Origin of the sequence: Nocardia sp. NPDC057668, from assembly GCF_042799795.1 — a bacterium.
Taxonomy (GTDB): domain Bacteria; phylum Actinomycetota; class Actinomycetes; order Mycobacteriales; family Mycobacteriaceae; genus Nocardia.
On record NZ_JBHVIC010000002.1, the window covers coordinates 544448 to 568835 of the forward strand.

At 70.2% G+C, this 24388-nt stretch carries 21 protein-coding genes and 1 pseudogene; 10 read left to right on the plus strand and 12 right to left on the minus strand.

From position 1 onward, the window contains the following. Nucleotides 1–225 precede the first annotated feature (225 nt). Nucleotides 226–1713 carry a hypothetical protein gene (locus ACFVBH_RS15330; RefSeq protein ID WP_379002144.1) on the plus strand — a complete coding sequence of 496 codons (1488 nt, stop codon included), beginning with the start codon at nt 226–228 and terminating at the stop codon, nt 1711–1713. Nucleotides 1714–2144: 431 nt separating this feature from the next. Here the strand turns inward: ACFVBH_RS15330 and sigJ are convergent, their stop codons facing one another. Beyond that, nucleotides 2145–3065, minus strand: coding sequence for an RNA polymerase sigma factor SigJ (gene sigJ, locus ACFVBH_RS15335; protein WP_379002145.1), 921 nt, complete (start codon nt 3063–3065; stop codon nt 2145–2147). 382 nt (nt 3066–3447) lie between these two features. Between sigJ and ACFVBH_RS15340 the strand changes: the two genes are divergently transcribed. The 4 genes and pseudogenes from ACFVBH_RS15340 (at nt 3448) to ACFVBH_RS15355 (ending at nt 7735) form a co-directional block, all read left to right on the plus strand. Then, on the plus strand, nt 3448–4902 hold the full coding sequence (locus ACFVBH_RS15340) for an MFS transporter (RefSeq protein ID WP_379002146.1): 1455 nt from the start codon (nt 3448–3450) through the stop codon (nt 4900–4902). A 71-nt stretch (nt 4903–4973) separates the two neighbouring features. Then, on the plus strand, nt 4974–5510 hold the full coding sequence (locus ACFVBH_RS15345; protein ID WP_354989260.1) for a PH domain-containing protein: 537 nt from the start codon (nt 4974–4976) through the stop codon (nt 5508–5510). Between the two features lie 491 nt (nt 5511–6001). After that, nucleotides 6002–6229 (plus strand): annotated as a pseudogene (locus ACFVBH_RS15350) (PH domain-containing protein); the annotation flags it as partial. Nucleotides 6230–6817: 588 nt separating this feature from the next. Further along, nucleotides 6818–7735 carry a PH domain-containing protein gene (locus ACFVBH_RS15355; RefSeq protein ID WP_379002796.1) on the plus strand — a complete coding sequence of 306 codons (918 nt, stop codon included), beginning with the start codon at nt 6818–6820 and terminating at the stop codon, nt 7733–7735. Between the two features lie 283 nt (nt 7736–8018). Here ACFVBH_RS15355 and ACFVBH_RS15360 read toward each other — a convergent pair whose 3' ends face one another. Next, nucleotides 8019–8486, minus strand: coding sequence for a carboxymuconolactone decarboxylase family protein (locus tag ACFVBH_RS15360; protein WP_354989258.1), 468 nt, complete (start codon nt 8484–8486; stop codon nt 8019–8021). Nucleotides 8487–8734: 248 nt separating this feature from the next. Here ACFVBH_RS15360 and ACFVBH_RS15365 point away from each other — a divergent pair, with 248 nt between their 5' ends. Beyond that, nucleotides 8735–10690, plus strand: coding sequence for a GMC family oxidoreductase (locus ACFVBH_RS15365; RefSeq protein ID WP_379002147.1), 1956 nt, complete (start codon nt 8735–8737; stop codon nt 10688–10690). Nucleotides 10691–10694: 4 nt separating this feature from the next. Here the strand turns inward: ACFVBH_RS15365 and ACFVBH_RS15370 are convergent, their stop codons facing one another. From ACFVBH_RS15370 to typA, 8 genes are all read right to left on the minus strand, one after another. Further along, nucleotides 10695–11069: a DUF742 domain-containing protein gene (locus ACFVBH_RS15370; protein ID WP_354989256.1), complete on the minus strand. Its 375-nt coding sequence runs from the start codon at nt 11067–11069 to the stop codon at nt 10695–10697. Next, nucleotides 11066–11482 carry a roadblock/LC7 domain-containing protein gene (locus ACFVBH_RS15375; RefSeq protein WP_354989255.1) on the minus strand — a complete coding sequence of 139 codons (417 nt, stop codon included), beginning with the start codon at nt 11480–11482 and terminating at the stop codon, nt 11066–11068. The genes ACFVBH_RS15370 and ACFVBH_RS15375 overlap by 4 nt, the downstream gene beginning before the upstream one ends. Further along, nucleotides 11479–14061, minus strand: coding sequence for a nitrate- and nitrite sensing domain-containing protein (locus tag ACFVBH_RS15380; RefSeq protein WP_379002148.1), 2583 nt, complete (start codon nt 14059–14061; stop codon nt 11479–11481). Before ACFVBH_RS15380 ends, ACFVBH_RS15375 begins: the two co-directional genes overlap by 4 nt. Before the next feature lie 228 nt (nt 14062–14289). Then, nucleotides 14290–14799: a hypothetical protein gene (locus ACFVBH_RS15385; protein ID WP_379002149.1), complete on the minus strand. Its 510-nt coding sequence runs from the start codon at nt 14797–14799 to the stop codon at nt 14290–14292. Then, nucleotides 14796–14954 (minus strand): hypothetical protein, encoded by a 159-nt coding sequence (locus ACFVBH_RS15390; protein WP_354989252.1) that lies wholly within the window; start codon nt 14952–14954, stop codon nt 14796–14798. Before ACFVBH_RS15390 ends, ACFVBH_RS15385 begins: the two co-directional genes overlap by 4 nt. A 4-nt stretch (nt 14955–14958) precedes the next feature. Further along, the gene (gene mshB / locus ACFVBH_RS15395; protein WP_379002150.1) at nt 14959–15885 is read right to left on the minus strand and encodes an N-acetyl-1-D-myo-inositol-2-amino-2-deoxy-alpha-D-glucopyranoside deacetylase; all 927 of its coding nucleotides are present in this window, start codon (nt 15883–15885) and stop codon (nt 14959–14961) included. Continuing rightward, nucleotides 15882–17663: an ABC transporter family substrate-binding protein gene (locus tag ACFVBH_RS15400; RefSeq protein ID WP_379002151.1), complete on the minus strand. Its 1782-nt coding sequence runs from the start codon at nt 17661–17663 to the stop codon at nt 15882–15884. Before ACFVBH_RS15400 ends, mshB begins: the two co-directional genes overlap by 4 nt. Nucleotides 17664–18136: 473 nt before the next feature. After that, nucleotides 18137–20032, minus strand: coding sequence for a translational GTPase TypA (gene typA / locus ACFVBH_RS15405; RefSeq protein ID WP_354989249.1), 1896 nt, complete (start codon nt 20030–20032; stop codon nt 18137–18139). A gap of 153 nt (nt 20033–20185) precedes the next feature. Between typA and ACFVBH_RS15410 the strand changes: the two genes are divergently transcribed. Then, on the plus strand, nt 20186–20362 hold the full coding sequence (locus ACFVBH_RS15410) for a hypothetical protein (RefSeq protein ID WP_354989248.1): 177 nt from the start codon (nt 20186–20188) through the stop codon (nt 20360–20362). Between the two features lie 20 nt (nt 20363–20382). Continuing rightward, entirely contained in the window at nt 20383–20676 is a 294-nt protein-coding gene (locus ACFVBH_RS15415; RefSeq protein ID WP_354989247.1) for a 4a-hydroxytetrahydrobiopterin dehydratase, read from the plus strand. Here the strand turns inward: ACFVBH_RS15415 and ACFVBH_RS15420 are convergent. After that, nucleotides 20618–21838: a mannosyltransferase gene (locus ACFVBH_RS15420; RefSeq protein WP_379002152.1), complete on the minus strand. Its 1221-nt coding sequence runs from the start codon at nt 21836–21838 to the stop codon at nt 20618–20620. The two genes, ACFVBH_RS15415 and ACFVBH_RS15420, sit on opposite strands and share 59 nt — an antisense overlap. Before the next feature lie 334 nt (nt 21839–22172). On the opposite strand from ACFVBH_RS15420, the gene ACFVBH_RS15425 reads away from it, so the two are divergent. Together ACFVBH_RS15425 and ACFVBH_RS15430 are read left to right on the plus strand one after the other, a co-directional pair. Beyond that, nucleotides 22173–22928 (plus strand): hypothetical protein, encoded by a 756-nt coding sequence (locus ACFVBH_RS15425; RefSeq protein ID WP_354989245.1) that lies wholly within the window; start codon nt 22173–22175, stop codon nt 22926–22928. Nucleotides 22929–23087: 159 nt separating this feature from the next. Further along, nucleotides 23088–23447, plus strand: a complete 360-nt coding sequence (locus ACFVBH_RS15430; RefSeq protein WP_354989244.1) for a hypothetical protein — start codon at nt 23088–23090, stop codon at nt 23445–23447. Between the two features lie 53 nt (nt 23448–23500). On the opposite strand, the gene ACFVBH_RS15435 is transcribed toward ACFVBH_RS15430, so the two are convergent. After that, nucleotides 23501–24226 (minus strand): DUF1906 domain-containing protein, encoded by a 726-nt coding sequence (locus ACFVBH_RS15435; protein WP_379002153.1) that lies wholly within the window; start codon nt 24224–24226, stop codon nt 23501–23503. Nucleotides 24227–24388 lie beyond the last annotated feature (162 nt).

The window sequence follows — 24388 nt, forward strand, 5'->3', positions numbered from 1 at the left end:
GTGGTACCGGCACGCTATTCCGTCGCGAGCCCGGCGATATTCTGACCCACCCGGTACCGAACGGCGCGGCGTGACGAGCCGAACGGTACAAAACCTTGCCAGGCTTGACCTGCTCTTCTATGGTGTCCGGCACGATTAATCGTATCCATCGATGCGAATATTCGCATTCAGGCTCATACGCAGGGCTCGGGCAGTGTCGCCCGGGGACGACGAAACGGGGAATCCGTGTTCGAGAGACTTGGCCGCGCGACGGCGATCATGGCGGCCGGCGCGACGCTGGCACTGACCATCGCCACCGGTTCGGCCGGAGCGGCATTCGGGCCGCTACCCCCGGCCAATCCTTATCTGGGCCCGCTGGGCACCGCGACCATGCACGGCGACGCCGCATCCTCGGACGCCACGCCGTTCCCCGGGCCGGGCGCGGTGACCGTGCGCGCGGACTTCCACGAACTCGCCGCCGCCTGCCCGACCATCCTGCAGGGCGCGGACGGCATCCCACAGGCGCTGTGCACCAAGATGATCGACCGCGCGCCGACGGTGTTCCTGCTCGACCCCGCCAACGGCGACACCCTGGCCTCGCTCGATCTCGCCAAGGGCAGCCTGCTCGGCGGCGTCTACGCCTACCTGGACGAGCAGGACCGCATGGTCACCGTCGACGGCAGCGGGGATCTGCTGCGCATCGGGCACCAGCGCGGGGCCGACGGCAAGTGGAAGCTCTCGATCGATTCCAGAAGCAATGTGTCCCAGGCGGTTACCGCGCACTGCGGCGGCGGATCCTGCGACGCGGTGAGTTCGGTGATGCCGGACTACGACGGGCGCGTCTGGTTCGCGACCGACAACGCCGCCGCCGGATTCGTGGATCCGGCCACCGGCGCGGCCAAGGCCATCCTGCTCGGACCGGGTGAATCGGTGGCCAACAGCATCTCCAGCGCGCCCGAGGGCGTGGCCATCGCCACCTCGCACGCGCTGTACCTGGTGGACGCCGACGCCGCCGGCAACCCGCGGGTGCTGTGGCGGCAGGCCTACGACCGCGGTCCGGCGCGCAAGCCCGGCCAGCTCAGCTGGGGCTCCGGCGCGACCCCGACCTTCTTCGGGCCCGGCAGCGGCACCGAGTATCTGGCGATCACCGACAACGCCGCGAACAAGGAGAACCTGCTCGTCTTCGACACGGTCACCGGCGCGACCGTGTGCTCGATCCCTGCCATCAACGGCACCGAGAACTCCCCCGTCGCGACGGGCAACAGCGTCTTCGTCGCGAGCACCTACGGCTACCCGTACCCGCAGCTGCCCGCCAACGCCGGGCCGAGTCAGCCCGAGAGCGCGGCCTTCACCGGCGGCATGACCCGCATCGACGTCACCGGCTCGGGCTGCTCGGTGGTGTGGACGATCGACGTGCCCTCCGCCGCGGTCCCACGCCTCTCGGTCGCCGACGGCAAGATCTACACGATCGCCCGGCGCGGCCCGTTCGGCTCGGGCAGCGGCGGCTCCGGCAGCCTCGGCACCGGCAGCGGCGGCGGTTCCGGCAGCGCGGGCGCGGTGACCGACTCCTACGCGTACACGGTGATCGACGCCGCGACCGGCAAGGTCGACACCGAACAGCGGGTGGGCGCGAGCATCATTCACGACACCCTGCAGATGGTCGGCACGATCGCCCCGGGACAGGTGCAGTACCAGGGCACCCTGAGCGGGTTCTTCCGGATCACCGCCCGCTGAGCCCGAATGTCGCCGCGCCGGGGCGAACATCGCTCCGGCGCCGCCCGGATCGATGGGCGGGCAGCCACCGCGGTCCCGTGCAGCTAGGCGGGCGTCGGCATATTCACCGCCGGGGCACGGCCGTACCGGTGAACAGGCCGGCCCGAACCCGCCGTTCGCGGCGATCGAGTCGAAGTCACCCAGCGGCGTTGCGCCACGGCAGATCACCCGGTCTGCGTGAGCGAACGTCCGGCACGTTCACCCCCGGGACACAGCCGTACCGGTGAACAGGCCGGCCCGAACCCGCCGTTCGCGGCGACCGGGTCGAGATCGCCCAGTGGCGTTGCGGCGCGGCAGGTCCCCGGGACGGGCGGCGGTGAACCGGGCAGCGCGGCCACGACGGGCCGAGGCACACCCGGCGCCGATCCGATCGCGGGATGCCGGCCCGCGGGCTAGCTCGGGACGCCCAGGTGGCGGAGTTTGTCGGGGTTGCGGACCGCGTAGACGCCGTGGATTCGGGCGGTGGCGGGGTCGATGTCGAGGACGACGACCGAGTGGGGAATGCCGTCCTCCAGCAGGATGACGGTGGGATCGGTTCCTACCCAGTGGAATTCGATCGCGTGGGAGTTGGCGATGCCGGACATCGCCGCGCCGGTGATCACCCGGACGATGTGCTGCGCGCCGTGGATGGGGTGGCGGGCGGCGCTGACCTTGCCGCCGCCGTCGGACCAGAGGGTCGCGTCGGGGGCGAGCAGGGACAGCAGGGCGGTCAGGTCGCCGCCGAGCTGGGCGGCCAGGAACCGCTCGGTCACCGCGCGCTGCGTGCCGGGGTCGGCGCGGTAGCGCGGGCGGCGGTCGTGCACGTGCGCGCGGGCGCGGTGCGCGGTCTGGCGGACCGCGGCGCTGTCGCGGCCGAGGATCTCGGCGATCTCGGTGTGCGGATAGCCGAACACCTCGTGCAACACGAAGACCGCGCGCTCGAGCGGAGTCAGGGATTCGAGCAGCACGAGCATCGCGGTGGACACCGATTCGGCGCGCAGCGCGGCGTCGGCGGCGTCGGCGCTGTCCCGGACTTCCGGGGTGTCGGTGACCAGGGGCTCGGGTAGCCAAGGGCCGACGTAGGTTTCGCGGCGGCGCGAGGCGGCCTGCCGCCGCGCCAGGGCGTTGTTCGCCGCGACCCGCACCAGGTAGGCGCGGGGACTGGTGATCGGCGGCGCGCCGGGCCGGGTGCGCCCGACCCAGGCGAGCCAGATGTCCTGCAGCGCGTCCTCGGTGTCCGCGACACTGCCCAGCATGTTGTAGACCAGCGAGAACAGCAGACGCCGATGCTCGGCGAAAGTCGCGGTCGCGGCGTCGTCGGCGCGGACGGTCATGATGCACTCCTCTACTGCGGCGAGCCCAGTCTGCCCCGACGGCTGATGCCGACCGCGTCGGCCGCCCGGAAACCGCGATCCAGCCCGGACCACCGGCGATCCGGCGGCCTGCCCGTGCCCGGCGGCGATCGTCCGCGGGCGGAAGTCTCTGTGGTGCAGCCGGTCCCGAGTCGGAAGAATCGCCGATCCAGCGCGGCAGCCCGCCGGGCCTGATCCGACCGGGCGCGTGCGGTGGTCCCGGAGCCGGGTAGCGGTGCGCATACACGAGCCGCCCTACCCGGATGTGATCTACGTCTCTCCACATCACTTCCGCGGCCCCGGCGCTCTCCGGTTTGGCGAGTGGGCGAAAAGGCGTCCGCCGCAACCCGAGAGGACACCGCCGGTGCGCTCACCCGTCGAATCACCCGCGCTGCTGGCCACGCGCCGCGGCAAACTCGTACTCGCGCTGCTGTGCACGATCGCCTTCCTCGACTTCGTCGACGGGTCGATCGTCAACGTCGCCCTGCCCGCCATGCAACGCGACCTCGGCCTGGACGTGTCCACGCTGCAATGGGTCACCAGCGGATACATGCTCACCTACGGCGGGCTCATGCTGCTGGGCGGGCGGCTCGCCGACCTGCTGGGCCGCCGCCGCGTCCTGCTGGCCGGCACCGTCCTGCTCGGCGTCTCGGCCGCCGTGGGCGGACTCGCGCACGGCAGCGAACTGCTGATCGGGGCGCGGCTCGCGCAGGGCGTCGGCGCGGCGCTCATGCTCCCGGCCGCGCTCTCGACGCTCACCACCACGTTCCGCGAGGGACCGGACCGCGACATCGCGCTCAGCGTCTGGGGCGGCGCGGCCGGATTGGCCTCGGCCGCGGGGGTTCTGCTCGGCGGCGCGCTCACCCAGGGGCCCGGCTGGCGCTGGGTGTTCTACGTCAACACCCCGGTCTGCCTGCTGGTGCTGATCGCGGTGCCCGCCCTACTGCCCGACGACCGCCGCGACGGCCCCCGCGGCGGCTTCGATGTGCTCGGCACCGCGCTGGCGACCTCCGGTCTGATGCTGCTGGTCTACGGCCTGGTCCAGGCGCCCGAATACGGCTGGGACGACGCGCGCACACTCGCCCTGCTCGGCGCGGCCCTCGTGCTGCTGATCGCCTTCGTGGTCAACGAGTCTCGCACCCGCGACCCGCTGGTCCCGCTGTCGATCTTCCGCATCCGGGGGCTGGCGGCGGCGAACCTCACCTACCTGACCATCGCCGCCGGCATGCTCGCGATGTTCTTCGTGCTGACCCTGTACCTGCAGTCGGTGCTCGGCTACACCGAACTCGAGACCGGCGTCGCCTACCTCCCGTTCAGCCTCTGCCTGGCCGCGGCGGCCGGGGCCACCCAGAAACTGCTCGCCCGCACCGGAACCCGGCCGCTGATCGTCGGCGGCTCGGTGCTGATGGGCGCGGGCCTGATCTGGCTGTCCCGCATCCCGGTCGACGGATCCTTCGCCGCCGACGTCCTGCCCGGCATGCTGATCATGGCCTTCGGCGCGGGCGCGGTGTTCGTGGCCACGACCGCCGCCGCCAACGCGGGCGTGCCCCCGGAGCAGGCCGGGCTCGCCGCCGCCCTGCTCAACACCGCGCAGCAGATCGGCGGCGCGCTGGGCATCGCGATCCTGACCGCCGTCGCCACCGCCCGCACCGCCGACCGGATCGCGGCCGGTGAATCGGCCGCCGCCGCCATGACCTCCGGCTTCCGACTGGCGCTGCTGCTCGGCGGCCTCATCGCGCTCGCGGCCGCGCTGATCGCGACGCGGACCGCCGACTCTCGCGGTGAACAGGGCGAACCCGTGCGGGCCACGACCGGGTAGGGCGGCCCGGGCCGGGGGTGGAGGACCGAGCGGCCGGTATCTACCGCGCTCAGGGCGCGAATCGTGCAAGCATGGCAGGCATGCCCGAGCCCACCGCCCCCGGCGGCATGTCGACCGCCCCAGGCGGCATTCTGGTGGACCCCGCCTGGCGGCCCAGTCCCCGCGCCAAACTGCTGTGGGCGCTGAGCGCGACCCTGTCGTGGGTGTTCCCCATCCTGGCCGTCCTGGTGTGGATGCTGCTGGATCCGCACAGACGCACGATCCAGCTCATCCTGCTCGGAATCATGGTCGCGGCAACGATATTCAACATCGCCGTCGTGCCCTGGTGGCGCTACGCGGTGCATCGGTGGGAGATCACCGACGAGGCCGTCTACACCCGCACCGGCTGGTTCACCCAGGAGAGCCGGGTAGCGCCCATCACCCGCGTGCAGACGGTCGACACCTACCGCGGCCCGCTCGAACGCCTGCTGGGCCTGGCCACCGTCACCGTCACCACGGCCTCCTCCGCCGGCGCGGTCCACATCAGCGCCCTGGAACTGGCCGACGCCCGCAACACGGTCACCCGGCTGACCGAGATCGCCGCTCGCCACCGGGGCGACGCGACATGACCGGCACCCCCGGCCCCGCCGACCACCCCGGCTCGGCGGAGCCCCCCTCCGCCGCGGGACTGCCGGATCCCGCGCCCGCACCGAGCGGCACGACGGCCGCCGACCTCCCCGGTGCCGCGCCCGGTGACCATCCCGGCGCCCGCGGCTCGACCCCGGAAGCGGGCACGCCCGGCCGGGTATCCGCTCCGGGCCTCGGCAAGCCCGGCGATGCGGCCGCGCCGTGGGATCACCTCGGGCCCGCCGGCGCGGCTGTGCCGGGAGGCCCTGCCGCGCCGGGCAACTTCGGCGGACAGGGTGATTCGGTGCGGCCCGATGGCTTCGCCGGGACCGCCGGGGGCGGCATCGCGGGCGGGGTGGGAGCGGAGAGCTGGGAGCGGCTGGATCGGCGAATGCTGCTGGTGCATCCGGTCACCGAGTTGATCCGGTTCATTCCGGTGCTGCTGGCCTCGATGATCGCGGGGGCGCGGGCCGACAGCCCGGTGTGGAGCCTCATGGTCGTCGGGGCGATCGTCGTGCTGGCGGTGACGCGGTGGTTCACCACCACGTACCGGATCACGCCGGACAATGTCGAACTGCGCACGGGATTGATTCAGCGCAAACGGCTTTCGGTGCCGCGCAACCGGGTGCGATCGGTGGACGTGGAAGCGGACCTGCTGCATCGCGCGCTGGGGCTGGCGGTGCTGTCCATCGGAACCGGGCAGCAGGCCGAGCGCGGGGACCAGTTCAAACTCGACTCGCTGGACGCGAAAATCGTGCCGCAGCTGCGTACCGCGCTGCTGGCGCACACCCGGGGCGCTGGGGAAAACCCTGCCACCGAACAGCTTCCGGGCGCGGACGCGGACGCGCCGGCACCGTCGACCGCCCCCGAGACCCCTGCGCAGCCCACCCGCGCACCGGTGGAAATCGCGCACTGGCAACGCGAATGGGTGCGCTACGCACCCCTCTCGCTCACCGGTTTCGCCATCATCGCGCCCATCGTCGGCCTGGCGTTCCAGTACGGGATCGCGGGCGTCATCTTCGACTCCGACGCGGTGCAGGGCGTGGAAGACGGTGGCGTGCAGATCATCGCGCTCGCGGTGACCGCCCTGATCATCGCGCTGGTGCTGATCGTCAGCCTCGCCGCCTGCGCCCGCTACCTGGCCACCTACCACGACCTGCGCGTGGTCGACGACGGCGCGACCCTGCACATCCGCCACGGCCTGTTCACCACCCGCCAGATCACCCTCGACCTGGCCCGCCTGCGCGGCGCGACGGTGAACGAACCGCTGCTGCTGCGCTGGGCGGGCGCGGCCGAACTCGAAGCCATCATGACCGGCGCCGACCCCCGCCAGAAACTCCTCCCCCAGGCGCCTCGGGCCGCCGTGGACCACACCCTGGCCCACCTGCTGGACGACACGACACGCGTCGACGCCACCCGGTCCGTCCGCGCACCCGTGGAAACGACCGTCTCTGGCCGCACCGGCTCCACCACTGCATCACTCAGCAAATCGGCTGCGCCCGAGCATGACTCGAACTTCGGCGCGACCGGACTCGGTGATCGGTCCGCGGCGGGCGGCGCGCTCCCGCCCGGCGGGACCGCGCCCGCGCACGCCGCGGAAACAACGGCCGGGAGCCCCGTGGCCGACCCTGCCCACGGCACCTTCGGCACCCAGGAAACCGGTGGAATCGATTCCGCCGGAACGAGTTCCGGAAGCCACGCAACACCGGCCTGCGGGCCGGCCCGCGAGTGGGGCGAGTTGGCCGCGCCCGCGCCGGTGACAGCCGAACTCACGCCCCACGGACCGGCCGCGCGGCGGCGGCGCTACACGCGGGCGCTGTCGCCGGTGGGCACGGCGACGGGCGTCCTGCTCGTGCTATCACTTGCGGGCGTGCATATTCCGGCGTGGCTGTGGGCACTGACCGTGCTGGCGGTGCCGATCGCCATCGCTCTGGCCTGGGACCGGTATCGGGGGCTCGGGCACGCGGTCGTGCCGGCCGCGCACGGCAAACCGACCTGGCTGATCACCCGCAGCGGCTCGCTGGACCGCGACCGCGACTGCCTCGAAGCGCCCGGCATCATCGGCTGGACCGTGCGCCAGAGCTGGTTCCAGCGCCGGGTGGGGCTGGCGACCATCACCGCGGCCTCGGCGGCGGGCAAGAAGCGGTATCACATCATCGACATCCCCCTGGCCGAGGCGTGGCCGCTCATCGAGGCGGTGACACCGGGCCAACTGGGAAGCCGCTAGGACCGCGCCGACCCACTTCGGCTCCCCGAGGTCGACGGCAGCAGCGAAAGACCGCGCAGCACTGCGATTCACGGGCCCACCACGGCGGCGACTCGGAGTGCGCGCCCCGATCTCGACGAGCGGTGCAAGGCCGAACGCGCTCGATTCCGATCGTCTCTCGACACCGCGTCGGCGCGGGCGCGAGACGACGGGCAGCCCTCGCACCGGACGTCGTGACGAACGAGGCCCGGCAACGGATCGAAAGATCCCCCACCGGGCCCCGATTCGCGGAACGACGCGGGGCTCACCACTGGCCGGGCACGTACTCCCCGCCCGCCATCCCGGCGATCACGTTCAGCCGGTTCCATGCGTTGATCGTCGCGATGAGGGAGATCAGCGCGCCGATCTGATCGTCGTCGTAGTGCTTGCGCACCTGCGACCAGGTGTCCTCGGTGATGCCGCGCGAGGTGTCGGCCAGGCGGGTGCCCTCCTCGGTCAGGGCCAGGGCGGCGCGTTCGGCGTCGGTGAAGACGGTCGACTCGCGCCACGCCGCGATCAGGGCCAGGCGGACCGGCGTCTCACCGGCGTGCGCGGCGTCCTTGGTGTGCATGTCCAGGCACATCCCGCAGCTGTTGATCTGCGAGGCCCGGATCTTCACCAGCTCCTGGGTGGGCTTGGGCAGCGGCGACTCGTCGATCACCCGGGCGGCGGTCACCAGGCGCTTGTTGAACTTGGCGGCGATCTCGTTGGCGTACAGGGCGAAGCGGGTCATCGTCTGCTCTTCTCTGGAGGGTTGTTCGTCGGTTATGTGAAGGGGACGACGCGGCGGCTCGGGGTGTGACATAGGGTGTGATGTGACGCCGGACACAGCGGTGCACCGGCGTTTCAAATCGCGCCTGATGTAATCGACAATTCACTCTCGATTCACAGGATTCCGCCAGCTCGAACCACCTGTTAGTGAGCGGACATTCAGTACGCTGTGGTAGAAATCACCGAGCTTTACGAAGGGTGGATTTCGTCATGGAACCAACGGCCGAGCAGCGGGCGGCACTGGGCATGATCTGCGATACGTTCCTGCCGGGCGACGGGTCGGCCCTGCCGCCGGCCTCGGAACTGGGCGCGGTCGACACGATCTTCCAGATCCTGGGCCGCAACCCCCGCGAGGCCGAGAAGAAGCAGCTCGCGACGCTGCTCGGCCTCTGGGATTCACGCCTGACGGGCCTGCTGACCGGCAGCGGCCCGCGCAAGTACTCCACCCTGTCGCAGGAACAGCGCGAAGCCGCACTGCTGCGGCTCGGCGACTCCAAGCTGGCCCCCGTGCGCGCGATCTTCCAGGCGCTCAAGGGCGCGGCCCTGTTGTCCTACAACGTGACTCCCGGCGCCACCGGCGTGAACCCGCTGTGGACGGAGATCAGCTACCCGGCCCCCACCGGTCCGCTGCCGACCGCGCCGCAGCCCGCGCTGACGCCCCTGCGCTTCACCGAATCCACCACTCTCACCTGCGATGTGGTGATCGTCGGCTCCGGCGCGGGCGGCGGCACGGCCGCCGCGGTGCTGGCCGAGGCCGGGCTCGACGTCATCGTGCTCGAGCGCGGAAACTATTACGACGACCGGGATTTCGGCGCGGGTGAGCTGTCCGCGATCACCAACCTGTACGCGCCCGGCCCGTCCGCCTCCGCCGAGGGGCAGATCACCCTGGTCGCGGGCACCTGCCTCGGCGGCGGCACCGTCGTCAACTGGAGCACCTCGCTGCCGACCCCGGACGGCGTGCGCGCGGAATGGGCCGAGCTGGGCGCGAAGCAGTTCGCCGAAGCCGAATACGGCGACGCCATGGAGGTGGTGTCCAAGCGCATCGGCGTGACCACCGATCGATCCCCGCTGTCCGCACGCGACGGCGTCCTCGAACGCGGCGCGACGGCCCTGGGCTGGGACGTCGACACGTTGCCCCGCAACGTCTCCGACGCGTGTGACGCCGGAACGGAGTGCGGCCGTTGCGGTTACGGCTGCCGCCTGGGCGCGAAGCAGTCGGTGACCAAGACCTGGCTCTCGGACGCCGCGGCGGCCGGCGCACGCCTGGTGGTCGACGCGAACGTGCGCCGCGTCGTAGTGAAGAACGGTAAGGCCGAAGCGGTCTCGGCCGTCACCTCCGGCGGCGCCGAGATCACCGTCAAGGCCCGCGCGGTCGTCGTGGCGGCGGGTGCGATTCAAACCCCCGCCCTGCTGAAGCGCTCCGGCCTGAAGAACAAGAACATCGGCAAACACCTGCGCCTGCACCCCGCGGCCGCGGTCTTCGGCGTCTTCGACGAGGAACTGCGCGCCTGGGAGGGCGGCCTGCAGACCCGGATCAGCCGCAGGCACGCCGATCTGGACGGCAAGGGCTACGGCGTCATCTACGAGACCGGCCCGCTGCACCCGGGCCTGGCGACCGGCTTCATGAGCTGGCGCGGCGCGGCGCGGCATCGCGCCGCCATGGCGGACTTCGCCCGCTCCAACGCCATCGGCGTCATCACCCGCGACCGCGACTCGGGCACGGTGACCGTGGACAAGGCGGGCGAACCGATCGTGAAGTACCAGATCTCGGACTACGACGCGGCGCACCTGCACACCGGAATCGTCGGCGCGGCAGAGATTCTCGAGGCCGCGGGGGCCACGCGCATCGTCTCCGGGCATCAGGCCGGGGTGTCCTACGAGCCCGGCGTGCGCGGCTCGCACGCCGAATTCGACGCCGCCGCCAAGGCGGCGGGCTACGGTCCCGGCCAGTGCGCCATGGGCGCGCTGCACATCATGGGCTCGGCGCGCATGGGCGGCTCCCCGGACATCTCGGCCACCGATCCGGACGGCGCGACCTGGGACGTGTCCAACATCGTCGTCGCGGACGGTTCGAGCTTCCCGACCGCGCCCGGCGTCAACCCCATGGTGAGCATCGAGGCCATCGCCTACATGAACGCCGTCCGCCTCGCCGCACGGCTGGCGTGAGCCCTCACATGGCCCGTATGCCCTCCAGCACCGCGTGCAGCAGCCCCATGTCGGCGCTGCTGCCCGTGGGCGTCGGCGGTGACCGGAACAGCAGCCTGCCGTCGTCGATGAGATCGCCGATGAGCAGCTTGGTCACCGTCAGCGGCAGGTTCAGATGGGCCGAGACCTCCGCGACGGACAGCGCGGTGCGGCACAGCCGCACGATGGCCGCGTACTCGGGTTCGTTGCGCCGCATCGGCTTTCCGCGCTCCACGTCGACCACCAGCGTGGTGACGCTGAGTTCGGGACGCTCGGCCGTGCTCCGGCCGCGCGTCAGGGCGTAGAGGCGGACCAGAGGCCCGGCCTCGTCCTCGTACCAGTGCTCGCGCGGCTCGTTCATGGATGCTGGGCGCCGCCCGCGTTGCTACGCGGATCGACCGACAGATGACTGCCGACTCGTTGCACGGTCTGATTCATCTCGTAGGCCACCAACCCCATATCGGCTGTCTCGGAGGCCAGGAGCGCCATACAGGCGTTCTCCCCCGCCGCGGTGATGAACAGCACCGCCTGATCCAGTTCCACGACCGTCTGACACACACCGCCCGCGTTGAAGTGCTGTCCGGCGCTGCGGGCCAGGCTGTGCAGAGCCGAGGCCATGGCCCCGAAGCGCTCCGCGTCCGCGCGCTCCTGCCCGACCGAGGAACCCAGCAGCAGCCCGTCCGTGGACAGCAGCACCGCGCACTGCGCGTCGGTCAGGCCGTTGACCAATTCATCTAGCAGCCAGCCGAGATCGATTCGCTGGGAAGTGGTCATTGTGGCCCTTTCTCTGGTTCGACGCGTGGCTGTCGGCCTTGACGAGTGCCCTTGGCGATCGCACTCATGAGATTGCGCGCCTCCTCCGCGGTGCGCTTGCGCGGCGGAACGAAAGCCGGGGTCGCGGGCGGGAACGGTTGCGCGGCAGCGATATCGACGACCTGCGGGACCGATCCGGCGGGCGCGGTCCCGCCGGGCGCGGTCGCCTGCGCGGTGGCGGGCACGACGGGCCCGGCGTGCGCCACCGGACTGCGATGCGCCTGGCGATTGCGCCGGGGCAGCTCCGGGCGTCCGCCCTCGGCCGGGGCGGCCGGCGGCTCCGCGACCGGCGCGACGGGCACGATGACGTCGGTCCCGTTCTCCCACAGCGGCGGTCGCGACACCGGCGGCTGCTGCAGCACCGGCAGCGACCCGGTGGTGACCGCGTCCGCCAGCGCGGCCAGCGAGGTCAGGCTGTTCAGTCCGGGATCACGCAGTTCGGTGACCCCGTTGCGCCCGGTCCCCGGCGGCGCCTGCACCGGCGGATGATGCCTGCCGCCCTCGACGAGCACCTGCGGAATCAGCACGATGGCCCGGCACCCGCTGTACACCGATTCCACCAGCCGCACCGAGACACCGTGCCGGGCAGCCAGCTTCGCGACCACGAAGAGCCCGAGCCGGGTGTTGCCGGACAGCGTCGCCACACTGAAGTCCGGCGGATTCGCCAGCATCGCGTTGCGATCGGCGTATTCGGCCTCGGACATGCCCAGGCCCTGATCGGTGATCTCCACGACCACGCCCCGCCCGACCACCAAACCGGTGACGGTCACCATGGATTCGGGCGGCGAGCACGCGGTCGCGTTGTCGGTCAGCTCGGCCAGCAGGTGGATGATGTCGGCGACGGCGTGACTGGCGACCCGCACCTCGGGCATGCGCCCGGTCTCGATCCTGGTGTAGTCCAGGCTCTCCGCGACCGCGCCGCGCACCAGATCCAGCAGCGCCACCGGATTTCGCCAGCGCCGGCCCGGCTGCTCGCCACCGAGAATGATCAGGTTCTCGGCGTTGCGGCGCGCACGGGTCGCGAGATGGTCGAGCTGGAACAGCAATTCGAGCTGATCGGCGTTCTGCTCCTCGCGCTCGGCCCGGTCAAGCAGCGCGAGCTGGCGGTGCACCACCACCTGGCTGCGATGGGCGATGTTCAGGAACACCGCGTTGATGCCCGCGCGGGTCTTGGCCTCGGCGACCGCCGCGCCGACGGCCACCACGTGCGCGCGGTTGAAGGCGTCGGCGACGTCGCCCAGCTCATCGGTGCCGAAGTCCAGGCGCACCACCTCGGCGGCGGGATCGAGTTCCTCGCCCGCGCCGAGCCGCTGCATCAGCTCCGGCATCTTCTCGGTCGCCAATTCCAGTGTGTCGTCGCGCAATCGGCGCATGCGGGCGATGAAGCGATTGGCCAGCACGAGCGCGGCCAGGAAGGCCAGGATCGCGACCAGCAGCACGCCGGCGCTGCCGAGCAGCGTGTCCCGGGTGGCGTCGTTGCTCTGCTGATGCGCGGTGGCGTGCGCGTCGCGGCTCTGGTCCTCCCACAGCTTCTGCAAACCGGCGTTGACCTGACCGGACGCCTCCTGCCAGGCGGCCACGGTGAGCGGAAGCGGTTCGGGTTCTTCGACTTTGGTCTTGTCCTGGGCTTTGGCCGCGTCCTGGGTCCGGCTGTCGGGCTTGGCCGCCGCGCTCTCGGCGGCGGCAGCAGCGGAGAAGGCCCCGCGCAACAGCAGCGCGTCCTGCATGGCCACGACCTGTTGCCACGCCGGGCTCGCCGTGATCGCCTGCAACTGCGCCAGTCGCTTACCCTGCAGCACCACCGCGGAATAGGCGACCTCGCTGCGGAATTCGCCGACCCGATGGCTGAACTCCAGCAGCGCGATGTCGGGGAATTCGCCCGTGATCACGGCGACCGCACCCATGGTGTCGGCCTGCGACTGCGCCTCGGCCGCGCGCAGCGCCTCGATGCCGTGATTCAGTTCCATGCTCAGCTTGGCGTCCGGAGCGACACGCGCGGCCAGCAGCGAGGCGCCGACGATGGTGCCGATGACCGAGGTGTAGAAGGCGAAGAGATCCGCCGGCGGCGTTTGCTGGCTGTCTACTCCAGCGCGCACGGTGGGGATCGCGGAGAAGAGTTTGAAGAAGGCTTCGACGTCGTTGACGGCGCCGTCGGGGTTGAGTTCGGACGCGACGTCGCCCTTCTCCTTCACCGCCGCCAGCGCTTCGTCCGAGCGCTGCCGGGCGGCGACGAGCGCCTGCGCGGCGTCCGGATCGCCCACCACCCGCAGCAGCGAGAGCCTGCGCTCCTCCTGGAAGGCCGAGACCATGAGAATGGCGGGCGCGGTGGTGCTGCTGGCCAATTCGGACCAGTCCTTGGCCTCGCGCGCCGAGTTCACCAGGTATACGGCCGCACCGCCGCCGATAGCCAGCAGGGTGACGCTGGAGATGACCACGATGGACAGCAGCCGGACCCTGACGCCGAGCCAGCCCTGCAGACCCTTGCCCACCGAATCGGACGTAGTACCAAGCTTTTTGCGCAGGTTGTGCCAGCTGCCCACTGAAAATCTTTCCGATCCCGAACGCGTGACGCGCCTTTAAACTCGTTTCGATCCGCCCGAAATGAGCTTTTCGTCACGCTTCCTCGTCCCGAGGAGAGTAACGGAAACATCCCGAATCGACTACAGAACCGAATCAACTTGGCGGTCAGTGCATTCGCTGATCAGTAACCAGCTTCGGCCGATCGGCAGTGCCGGATCCGCGGCCGGTGGGTCTTCGGCCGCGGTCGCTCAGTACCCGCCCTCGCCGGCGTAGCGCGTGGTCGCGCGCCAGTACAGATACAGTCCGGCCGGCAGCAGCCCGCCGACCAACAGCGCCAGCGTCGGCCAATCCTGCAGCAGCATGATGTCCCCGCCCGGACCGGAGAAGATCATCAGCGCGAAGCCGACCGTCCAGGCGCTCAGCGGCAGCGACATGGCCGCGAAACTCGACGAGACCGTACCCATGCCGTGCACCAGCAGCACGTTGATGACCGCCGCCGCCAGCGCCGACAGCGGCAGGGCGATCGCACCCGTCGACACGCCGGAGGCGACCGGCCCGGCGGCCTCGCTGACCGCCGGCGCGGCCGCGGGCAACGTGCCCTGACCGACGTACAGCGGCAGGAACAACACCTCGAGCACCAGGGTGATGAGCGCGTCGAGCACCAGCAGCCCGGCGATGGCCGCGCCCATCAGGTCCAGGCCGGGAAACACGCCCTCGCGCGCGGTGCGCCCGATACGGGCGCTCAGGGCCGAGGTCACGGCACCGGCGGGAAGCCGAGCAGGGTCAACAGGTGGCTCTGCATATCGACGAACGCGTACAACACGGTCAGGTACAGGTCGTGCTGCGCCTGGAAGTTGGGGCGCTGGCTCTCGACGAACGCGGCGATCGCGTTCTGCAGATCCCAGTTGTACATGGGGTCAGTGTCTCATCTCCGCCGCGGCGGGCCCCGGAGTGTCCGCCAATCCCGCGAACAGGTCGTGTTCGAGACCGTCCGCCCCGGCCGTGCCGCGCTCGCCCCGCACCAGCACGTAGTGCTCCTCCGGCAGCACCGGCTGCGCGATGTCGTTCGACAGCGCGAACTCGCGACCGGACGGCGCGAGGGTCACCTGGGTGGCGTGCGCGCGCAACGCGGCCCGCTTGGCGGGCAGCGCGTCGGCCACGTCCACCACGGTGGTGACCGATTCGTGTGGCACACAAGCCAATTCACCGTCGTGCGGCAGTCGCCAGCCCCGCGGCAGCGCGCCGGGCAGCTGATCGACGGTCCGCCGCTTGAGCGCTTCGGTGTGCATGGCCAGCACCGCGCCGTCGGTGACGGTCCAGTACGTCTTGGGGGTGTCCCAGCCCTGCTCGGCCGCGGATCGCACCGCCGCCGTGGTGATCTCGTGCGCGCGAATGTGATCCGGGTGCCCGTATCCGCCGCGCGGGTCGTAACCGACCACCACGCGCGGGCGCAGCTCCAGCAGGATCCGGGTCAGCTCGTGCACCGCCCGCTCCCCCGAGTTCACGAACGCGCGTGGATTGCGCGCGGCCGGGGTGCCCGCCATCCCCGAATCCCGCCAGCGGCCGGCGCCGCCCAGGAATCGCGGCGGCGCGGCCCCCAATTCGGCCAGGGCCGTGGTCAATTCGAGGATGCGGTAGCCGCCCAGCTGATCGGCCTCGCCGGCCACCAGGTGGGCCCACCGCTGTCCGATGACCTCGCCTTCCTCGCCGAGCGTGCAGGTCACCACGGTCACCGGGATACCGAGCCGCCGATAGTGCGCGATGGTGCCGCCGGTGGTGATGGTCTCGTCGTCCGGGTGCGCGTGCACCAGCAGCAGGCCCCCGGTTCCGCCCGCCGCGCTCACGGCAGCCGCCGCCAATTCGCCGCGTCGGCGAAGACGCCGACCTGGATGGCCCCGCTCAGCGACGCGCCGTCGACCCGCGGACCCGCCGCCGCGACCTGGGTGTCCTGCACGATCGGCAGCACCGTCCACAGGTCCCAGAGCTTGGGTTCGGCCTCGGCGATGATCTTGCCGGTGTCGATGCCGCGCAGCGCGGTCGCGATCGCGGGCTGCAGCGTGGGGTCGCAGACGCCGGACAGGTTCGAGGGCGCTTTCTTCGCGGCCTGCACCACGTCCGAGTCGCCGTCGCCGCCGGAGTCGGCGGCAGCGGTCGGCGCGCAGCCGTAGCGCGAGGCCAGCACCGTCGCCGGATCCGAACCGGCCCGCTCCCAGCCCACGATGGCGTCCACCCCGGCCTCGGTCACGTCCTTGCCGTACAGCTCGGCGGCCGCGATGCTGCGCACCATGACATCGATTCCGGCACTGCGCAATTGATCTGCGGCGGTATTGGCCACCGACAGCGTGTAGTCGTCGCCCTCGACCGCGCCGATCCGGATGGTCAGCGTCTTGCCGTTCTTCGCGATCGGACGCGGTTGCGGCGCGGGCGAAGTCGGCGACAGCGCGGCCGGAGCCTCGGGGGCGCGGCCGAATCCGGCCTCGGCCAGCAGCGTGAACGCCTCCTCGGCGCTGATTCGCGGCGGCGTGGTCGGGGCGTATCCCGGATCCGAGGGGGTGAGCACCTGCGCCCGGGCCGGTTCCACCCAGCTGCCGGTCTGCGCGCCCACCGTCGCCAGCAGCACCGGATCCAGCAGCGACAGCACCGCCCGGCGGACCCGCACATCGCCGAGATCGCCACTGCGCCCGTTCAATACGAGCTGCATCTCGCGGGACTGCGCCATGATGGCCGTGCGCACCGAGGGAATCGCGGCCAGCTGCGCCTGCAGCGCGACGCCGCCGTGCACGAGCGCCATCTGCGCGTCGCCGACGCGCAGCGACTCGGCCACCTGCGCCGGAGTTCCACCGCGCCGCAGCAGAATCTCGTCCGGCACAGCGGGTTTGCCCCAGTACCGGTCGTTGCGCTCGAGCAGGATCTCCTCGCGGCCGCGATCGACCAGCTTGATTCGGAACTGCGCGCCGGAGATCCGGATGGTGTCGACCAGGCCCTGTTCGAAGCCCGAGTCCTTCACCAGGTGCTGCGGCAGCAGATCGGTGAACAGCTGCCGCCAGGCCGGGTACTCCTGGGTCATGGTGACCGTGACGGTCTTACCGCCCGAGGACGAGCTGACATCGGAGATCAGCCGGTAGCCCGCGGGATCCACCACGCCCGGCTGGGTGATCATCTGCTGCCAGAGGTAGCGGAAATCCTCGGCCGCGATGGGCGCGCCGTCGGACCAGGACGCCTCGTTGCGAATCTGATAGGTAATGGTGAACGGCTCCACCGCGGACACCTCCGCGGAAACCATCAGCGAGGGGTCGAGCACCCAATCCGAACCGCCGGGGATTCCGGGCGTCGGCGCGGGCCGGAATGGGCTCGGCAGCACCATCGACGACACCGCCGCGGCCGCCGGCGACTGCTGCGCCCGCAAATGCGGATTGAACCCGATGCCGATGTCGTCCACCGCCACCACGACCGAATTCTTGCCCGGCTTGGCCGGTGTCGTCTTCGGACTGTCCGTGCTCTCGATGGGCGGCGGCGGATTGGCGGTACAGCCGGTCGCGACCGTCAGCACGGTCGCCACCGCGGCCAGCGCCACGCGCCATTTCCCGCGCCTGCGAGGGGCCCCACTCTTCACGTTCGGCACTCTACTTGAACGCCCTTTCCGCACCCGGTCACCAACGATTGCCGGAAATCAGCGAGACACCCCCGCCTCAAAAAGGCCCCTGGACAAACAAATCCCACGAAAGACCTAGCCCCACAGCAAAGGCCTCGCCCCCACACAGCGAAGGTCCCGCCTCCCGCAGCGTGGGCCTAGCTTCCGCAGCGTGGGCCTCGCTCCCGCAGCGTGGGCCTCGCTCCCGCAGCGTGGGCCTCGCTCCCGCAGCGTGGGCCTCGCTCCCGCAGCGTGGGCCTCGCTCGCGCAGCGTGGGCCTCGCCCCGCACAGCGAAGGCCCCGCCCCGCAGCGTGGCACAAACAAACAACTCCCTCCGCCCCAAGTTCGCGGCCCGTCTCGTTCTGGACTGAGTGGAGCGGGGGAGCGAAGCGGAGGAGCGGAGGGAGGGAAGAACGAGACTTCAGGGGCCGCGAACCCGCCGGAGCGAAGCGGAGGCCAAAAACTACTGCGCGGCGCGGTCGCGTGCCTTCTTGCGCGAGAGTTCACGGCCGCGCTCGGTCGCGCCCAGGATCAGCTTGCGCACGCGCACGACCTCGGGGGTGACCTCGACACACTCGTCGTCGGTGCAGAACTCCATGGCCGCTTCCAGATCCAGCTGCAGCGGCTTGGCCAGGGTCTCGAACACGTCGGCCGTGGCGGACCGCATGTTGGTCAGCTTCTTCTCACGGGTGACGTTGATGTCCAGATCCTCGGCACGCGGGTTGATGCCGACGACGTGGCCCTCGTAGGTGTCGGCGCCCGGCTCCACGAAGAACTGGCCGCGATCGGACAGCTGGATCATGGCGAACGGGGTGACCGAACCGGCGCGGTCCGACACCAGCGAACCGGTGTGGCGGGCGCGGATCTCGCCGGCCCACGGCGCGTAGCCGTCGAAGATGGCGTTGGCGATGCCGGTGCCGCGGGTCTCGGTGAGGAAGTCGGTGCGGAAACCGATCAGACCGCGCGAGGGGACGATGAACTCCATGCGCACCCACCCGGCGGAGTGGTTGCTCATCTGGACCATCTTGCCCTTGCGGGCAGCCAGCAGCTGGGTGACCGCGCCCAGGTACTCGTCGGGGCAGTCGATGGTGAGCTCCTCGTAGGGCTCGTGCACCTTGCCGTCGACGTTCTGGGTGACGACCTGCGGCTTGCCGACGGTCAGCTCGAAGCCCTCGCGGCGCATCTGCTCGACCAGGATGGCGAGCGCGAGCTCACCACGACCCTGCACCTCCCAGGCGTCCGGGCGGCCGATGTCGAGCACGCGCAGCGACACGTTGCCGATGAGTTCCTTGTCCAGGCGGTCCTTGACCATGCGCGCGGTCAGCTTGTGGCCCGACACGCGGCCGACCAGCGGCGAGGTGTTGGTGCCGATGGTCACCGAGATGGCGGGCTGATCAACGGTGATGCGCGGCAGGGCAACCGGGTTCTCCACGTCGGCGAGCGTGTCGCCGATCATGATCTCCGGGATGCCCGCGACGGCGACGATGTCACCGGCGATGGCCTCCTCGCCCGGCTTGCGCTCGACGCCGATGGTCTGCAGCAGCTCGGTGATCTTGACGTTCTTGGTGCCGTCCGGGGTCATCCACGCGACGTTCTGGCCCTTGCGCAGGGTGCCGTTGTGGATGCGCACCAGGCCGATACGGCCGAGGAACGGGGAGGCGTCGAGGTTGGTGACGTGCGCCTGCAACGGGGCGGACTTGTCGCCCTTCGGGGCGGGCACGTACTTCATCAGGACCTCGAACAGCTCGTCGAGGTTCTCCGCGCCGGGGGCTTCGCCGTTCTCCGGGCGCACGGTGCTGGCCTTGCCCTCACGGCCGGAGGCGTACAGCACCGGCAGGTCCAGGGCGAGCTCGGCGGCCTCGGACGCTTCGTCGTCCAGATCGGAGGCCAGGTCCAGCAGCAGGTCGTGCGACTCCTCGACGACCTCTTCGATGCGCGCGTCGGGACGGTCGGTCTTGTTGACCACCAGGATCACCGGCAGCGAGGCGGACAGCGCCTTGCGCAGCACGAAGCGGGTCTGGGGCAGCGGGCCCTCGGACGCGTCGACCAGCAGCACGACACCGTCGACCATGGACAGGCCGCGCTCGACCTCGCCACCGAAGTCGGCGTGGCCCGGGGTGTCGATCACGTTGATGACGGTGACCGAACCATCGGCATTGTGCCGATGGACCGCGGTGTTCTTTGCGAGAATGGTGATGCCCTTCTCGCGCTCCAGATCCCCGGAGTCCATCACCCGGTCGACCATCTCGGCACGCTCGGCGAATGCGCCGGACTGCCGCAGCATGGCATCGACCAGTGTTGTCTTGCCGTGGTCGACGTGCGCCACGATGGCGACGTTACGGAACTCGACAGACGACACGTTAGATTCCTCCTGGTGAAAAGGGGTTGGCCCGACCCGGCGGGTCATGCTTGGGGAAGAAGAGAGATTCCACCGGGCATGCGGCGAGCTACACACTACCGTCCGGCCTAAGTCACAGGTTTAACGCACCCGAGTTAGGTTAAGCTAACCAACATGGGCAAGGTGAAGGCTAAAGACGTTTCCAGTCTGAAGCCCAAGAAGAAGTGCTGCCGCAAGAAGACGCGGTGCTTGAAGTGCCCCGTGGTCATCATGCGAATGAAGAAGCTCGAGGCCGCGGGCTGCCACGGCAAGGAGCTCAAGAAGGGGCTCAAAGCCGCCCGCGCCGCCTGAGTGCGGGGTACACCGGAAGCATGACCCCCCAACCGCTCTCCGAACAGGACATCGCCCGGGCCCTCGCGGAACTGCCGGAGTGGACCCGCACCGGCGACAGCATCGCCCGCACCGTCTCGGCCGCGTCCTTCCTGGCCGGGATCGAACTGGTCCGCCGCGTGGCGGTGGCCGCCGAAGCCGCCAATCACCACCCCGACATCGATATCCGATGGCGCCGGGTGACTTTCACGCTATCCACCCACGACGCCGCCGGACTCACCCGGCTGGATGTGGCGCTGGCTCACGAGATAGATCGGCTGCAAGCGCAGAGCTAGCCCGGCCCGCCCGGATCACCCACAGATAGAACGCCAGCGCGCCCGCCGCGTAGACGGTGCCCAGCCACGCCATCGGGCCCGGCCGGGAGATCGTCCAGATGGACGTCTGGAAGTTCAACAGCACCCACGGCACCCCGACCGCGGTGACGAGCAGCCAGAATCCGGCGAGCACCCGCGCGCCCGCCGCCGCCCGCAGCGGCCCGTAGACCAGCCACAGCATCACCGGGATCAACCAGATCCAGTGGTGCGACCAGGAGATCGGCGACACCAGCAACCCGTACAGCTGCACGATCAGCAGCCGGCCCAGCACGTCGTCCGCCGCCAGCGCGCGCCACGCCAGCACCGCGAGCACCGCCGCCGCCAGCACCGCGGCCAGCCAGACCGGGCCGCTCACCACGTCGTGGCCGAGCAGCCGGCTCAACGCCCCGCGCAGGGATTGATTCGACGCCGAGCCGACCGGGCCGATCCGCGACGCGTCGCCGAGCAACTCGCCGAAATAGGTACGGGTCTCGTCCGGGCTGATCGCGTAGGTCAGGCCGATGGTGCCGAAGAAGACGACACCCGACCACACCGCGGCGAGCCAGCGCCGACTCGCCGCGAAGTACACCCCGGTGATCGCGGGCGTCAGTTTCACCCCGGCCGCCACGCCGACGAGCGTGCCCGAAATCCACCACTTCGTACTGCGCACCGCGAGCAGCGCGAGCAACACCAGGAAGACGTTCACCTGGCCGTAGTCCAGGGTCATGCGCATCGGTTCGAGCCAGATACCGATAGCCGTCCACGCCAGCGCGATGGTCAGCCAATGTGGTTCGCGCAGAGCGGTTTTGCCGACCAGGAATTCCAGCGCGAACCACACCACGCCGAAAAGCGCCGCCATGGTCGCCAGTAGCCAGACAATTGCGACGAACGTGAACGGGAACAGGTGCAGCGGATAGAAAACCAGCGCCGCGAACGGCGGATAGGTGAACGGCAGCGCGAAGTCCGGTGTGCGACTGTTATCGGTGAACTCGTAGAGGTGACCCGACCCCAGCGCGGCCGAACCGTCCACGTACACATGGAGATCCACGAAATTCATGCCGTTGGGCAGGAGTAGAACCCAGGCCAGGCGGGCCAGTACCGAAATACCGAGGGCCGCGGCAGCCAGTCGGACAGGTCGATTCACGGCGCGGACTTTCCGTTCGGGCGGCGGGGGCGCCGGAGAATCCCGGCGGGCGTTCGGCCCCGACAGAATAGTCGTACGGGGGAAACAGCCGGGAAACTCGGACTCACTGCTGTAACATTCGTATCATCGGACACTCTGGTAACACACAATCTGGTCGAGTGTTCGATAGCGTGAAGCAATCGCGGACAGCAAGATCACACCTTGGCTGTACAACAGGGCGACCAGGTACCTAGAGTGGCGCGGAGCGATGTCCATATCGCTGCATCGCTGCTTGATGTACCCCGAGGTAAGGACGGCTACACCAGTGCTTCGCACCCGAGGATCGCGGTTCACAATGTCCGCGCTGGCCCTTGCGGCCTGCGCCACTATTGTCGTGCCGACCGCTTCCGCCGCACCGGCTCCTGCCCCGCAAACCACCGCGTTTGTCCCCATGATCCCGGAAGGCGTGCCGGTCGAGGCGCTGGCCTCCCTGGTGCCCGCCATTATCGGCGCGGCAGCGGGACCGGCCGATATCGCCGCACCGGGCCCCCAGGCCGCCATTCTGGCGCAGGCCCGGGCAATCCTGGCGACGCTGAATCTGCCCCCGCAGATCAAGTCGACGCTGGAACGCATCATCACCTTCCTGGACGGCAGTGGCGGCGGCGGCGTCGACATTCCGCAGGACGGTCCCGTCATCTCCCAGTTCCTGTGGCCCACCCTCGGCAAGGGCTGCATCAGCGCCAGCGGCGACTCCGTCGGCACCGCGCTCGCCGTGGCGGGACCCGCCACGCTGCCCCCGCCGGGACCGGCGAACGGCCAGACCGGCTTCGTCTTCACCGCGCTGGGCACCAAGAAGCCCACCGAGATCCAGACGCCGCCGATGACCGTGCAGTGGATCAACCTGGACACCCGCCAGAGCGGCGTCCAGAACCTGACCGATGAGGCCAAGATCAACCCGGATGGCCCGGCCACCCTGTCCGCCATCGCGAACACCGGCTCCGGCCGCGTCGTCGCCGTGGTCTCGGGTTCGCTGACCACCCAGGCCGACGCCGAGTCGCAGCCCATCACCTGCTCCTTCCTGCCGACCGTCGGGTTCTTCACCGTCGCGTAGGCCGGTCCGGCCGGCTCGATCCGCCGGGTCATTCGACCCGCTCGGCATCGGGATCGGCCGACAGCCAGACTCTTTCGCCCCCGTCCCGGCCCGCCACGAGCGGCCCGATACGGGGGCGAAACGCGTTCCGGGCGGCGATTCTGTGGTAGACCGCTATCTATGGCCGCTGTGAAATCCCGCGCGCGGGGACTGCATTCGCGCCGCTCCATCCTGTCCATCCGCTCCGAAGGCTCGATCCTGTCGATCGGATCGGCCTATTCGGTGCTCTCCATCGGCAGCGTCGGATCGGTGCTGTCGATCGGATCCGCGGGCTCGTTCGGCTCGATCATTTCGACGGGCTCGTTCGGCAGTCTCGGATCCGCCTTCTCCGGTCTGTCCCGCTGGTCGATGTTCTCGTGGCTGGGCGACCGCCAGGCGTTCGGCGAGAGCCGCGACGAGCACGACCCCCGACCGACCCTGCGCGTGGTCGCCGACGAACCCGACCTGCGCGCCGACCCCACCTGCCACTGCCAGACCTGACCCGCGGCGTTACCGACCACTGCGGCGGCACCCGAGAATCCGAAGCGGCGGAATTACCACCACTGCCCGTAGGACTGGTGCAGGACAGAGTTCACGTCCACCCCGATGCCGTCGACCGCGCGCTTGTCGATCTCGAACTGGTGCAGGTGCGCCTCGGGGTGCACGTAGCCCCGCGGTGTGCCCCAATTGTGTTGCCAGAACAGCGAACACAGGCCCGCGCCGAGGATGTTGTCGATGGTCGGGGAGTTGGCGTAGACGCCGGTGCGCTCGTGCCCGATGACGGTCTCCCAGCCGCGCAGATACGGCTCGATCTGGGTTTCGAATTCCTCGTCGTCGGGGTTGTCGTCGATCGAGGCGTAGATGGGCGCGGTGTCGGGGCCGCCCGCGGCCTTGTGCAGCAGTAGCCCGCGGGTGGCGTGCTCGACGCCCGCCTCGTAGCCCCCGCGCCAGTCGGCGGTGGGGCCCTTGCCGAATTGGTAGCAGGACACCACGGAGAGTCCGGCGGCCGCGAGCGCGTCGACCTCGCCCGCCAGCAGCGGTTTGCCCGCCATCCATTCCGCGCCGGGCCGCCGGTCCGACACGTAGCGGATGACGCCCATGTGCCCGGCCGCGCCGATGGCGTGCGCGGCGGGCACCCCGCCCGCGTAGTCGAGCAGGGTGCCGATCTCCTGCCGGCGCGCGGCGGCGGGCGCGGGTATCGCGAATCCCGCCGAGAGTCCGGCGGCCAACGCCGCGGCACCGGCGAAAAGGGAACGGCGATTCATCGAGACGGAACGCATGCAGGGACTCCTTCGCACACTCGCCAGGTCTTTCACATGCCGGTCGAACACGATCCGGTGGAGCTTGACTAGCGGGCGGCGGACCCGGCGCACCTTCCCCGATGACCTGCGGTCATCTGCGCGCCGGGAGCCCTGAACGTGCCCTCATTTCACCATAATCAC

Bases quoted from the DNA above. Each gene is read 5' to 3' on its own strand.
- ACFVBH_RS15345 (WP_354989260.1), top strand. From the start codon at position 4,974: ATGGCAGGCATGCCCGAGCCCACCGCCCCCGGCGGCATGTCGACCGCC.
- ACFVBH_RS15375 (WP_354989255.1), bottom strand. From the start codon at position 11,482: ATGACCACTTCCCAGCGAATCGATCTCGGCTGGCTGCTAGATGAATTG.
- ACFVBH_RS15370 (WP_354989256.1), bottom strand. From the start codon at position 11,069: ATGAACGAGCCGCGCGAGCACTGGTACGAGGACGAGGCCGGGCCTCTG.
- ACFVBH_RS15435 (WP_379002153.1), bottom strand. From the start codon at position 24,226: ATGCGTTCCGTCTCGATGAATCGCCGTTCCCTTTTCGCCGGTGCCGCG.
- sigJ (WP_379002145.1), bottom strand. From the start codon at position 3,065: ATGACCGTCCGCGCCGACGACGCCGCGACCGCGACTTTCGCCGAGCAT.
- ACFVBH_RS15365 (WP_379002147.1), top strand. From the start codon at position 8,735: ATGGAACCAACGGCCGAGCAGCGGGCGGCACTGGGCATGATCTGCGAT.
- ACFVBH_RS15360 (WP_354989258.1), bottom strand. From the start codon at position 8,486: ATGACCCGCTTCGCCCTGTACGCCAACGAGATCGCCGCCAAGTTCAAC.
- ACFVBH_RS15390 (WP_354989252.1), bottom strand. From the start codon at position 14,954: ATGTACAACTGGGATCTGCAGAACGCGATCGCCGCGTTCGTCGAGAGC.
- ACFVBH_RS15430 (WP_354989244.1), top strand. From the start codon at position 23,088: ATGGCCGCTGTGAAATCCCGCGCGCGGGGACTGCATTCGCGCCGCTCC.
- ACFVBH_RS15410 (WP_354989248.1), top strand. From the start codon at position 20,186: ATGGGCAAGGTGAAGGCTAAAGACGTTTCCAGTCTGAAGCCCAAGAAG.
- ACFVBH_RS15425 (WP_354989245.1), top strand. From the start codon at position 22,173: ATGTCCGCGCTGGCCCTTGCGGCCTGCGCCACTATTGTCGTGCCGACC.
- ACFVBH_RS15415 (WP_354989247.1), top strand. From the start codon at position 20,383: ATGACCCCCCAACCGCTCTCCGAACAGGACATCGCCCGGGCCCTCGCG.
- ACFVBH_RS15355 (WP_379002796.1), top strand. From the start codon at position 6,818: ATGACCGGCGCCGACCCCCGCCAGAAACTCCTCCCCCAGGCGCCTCGG.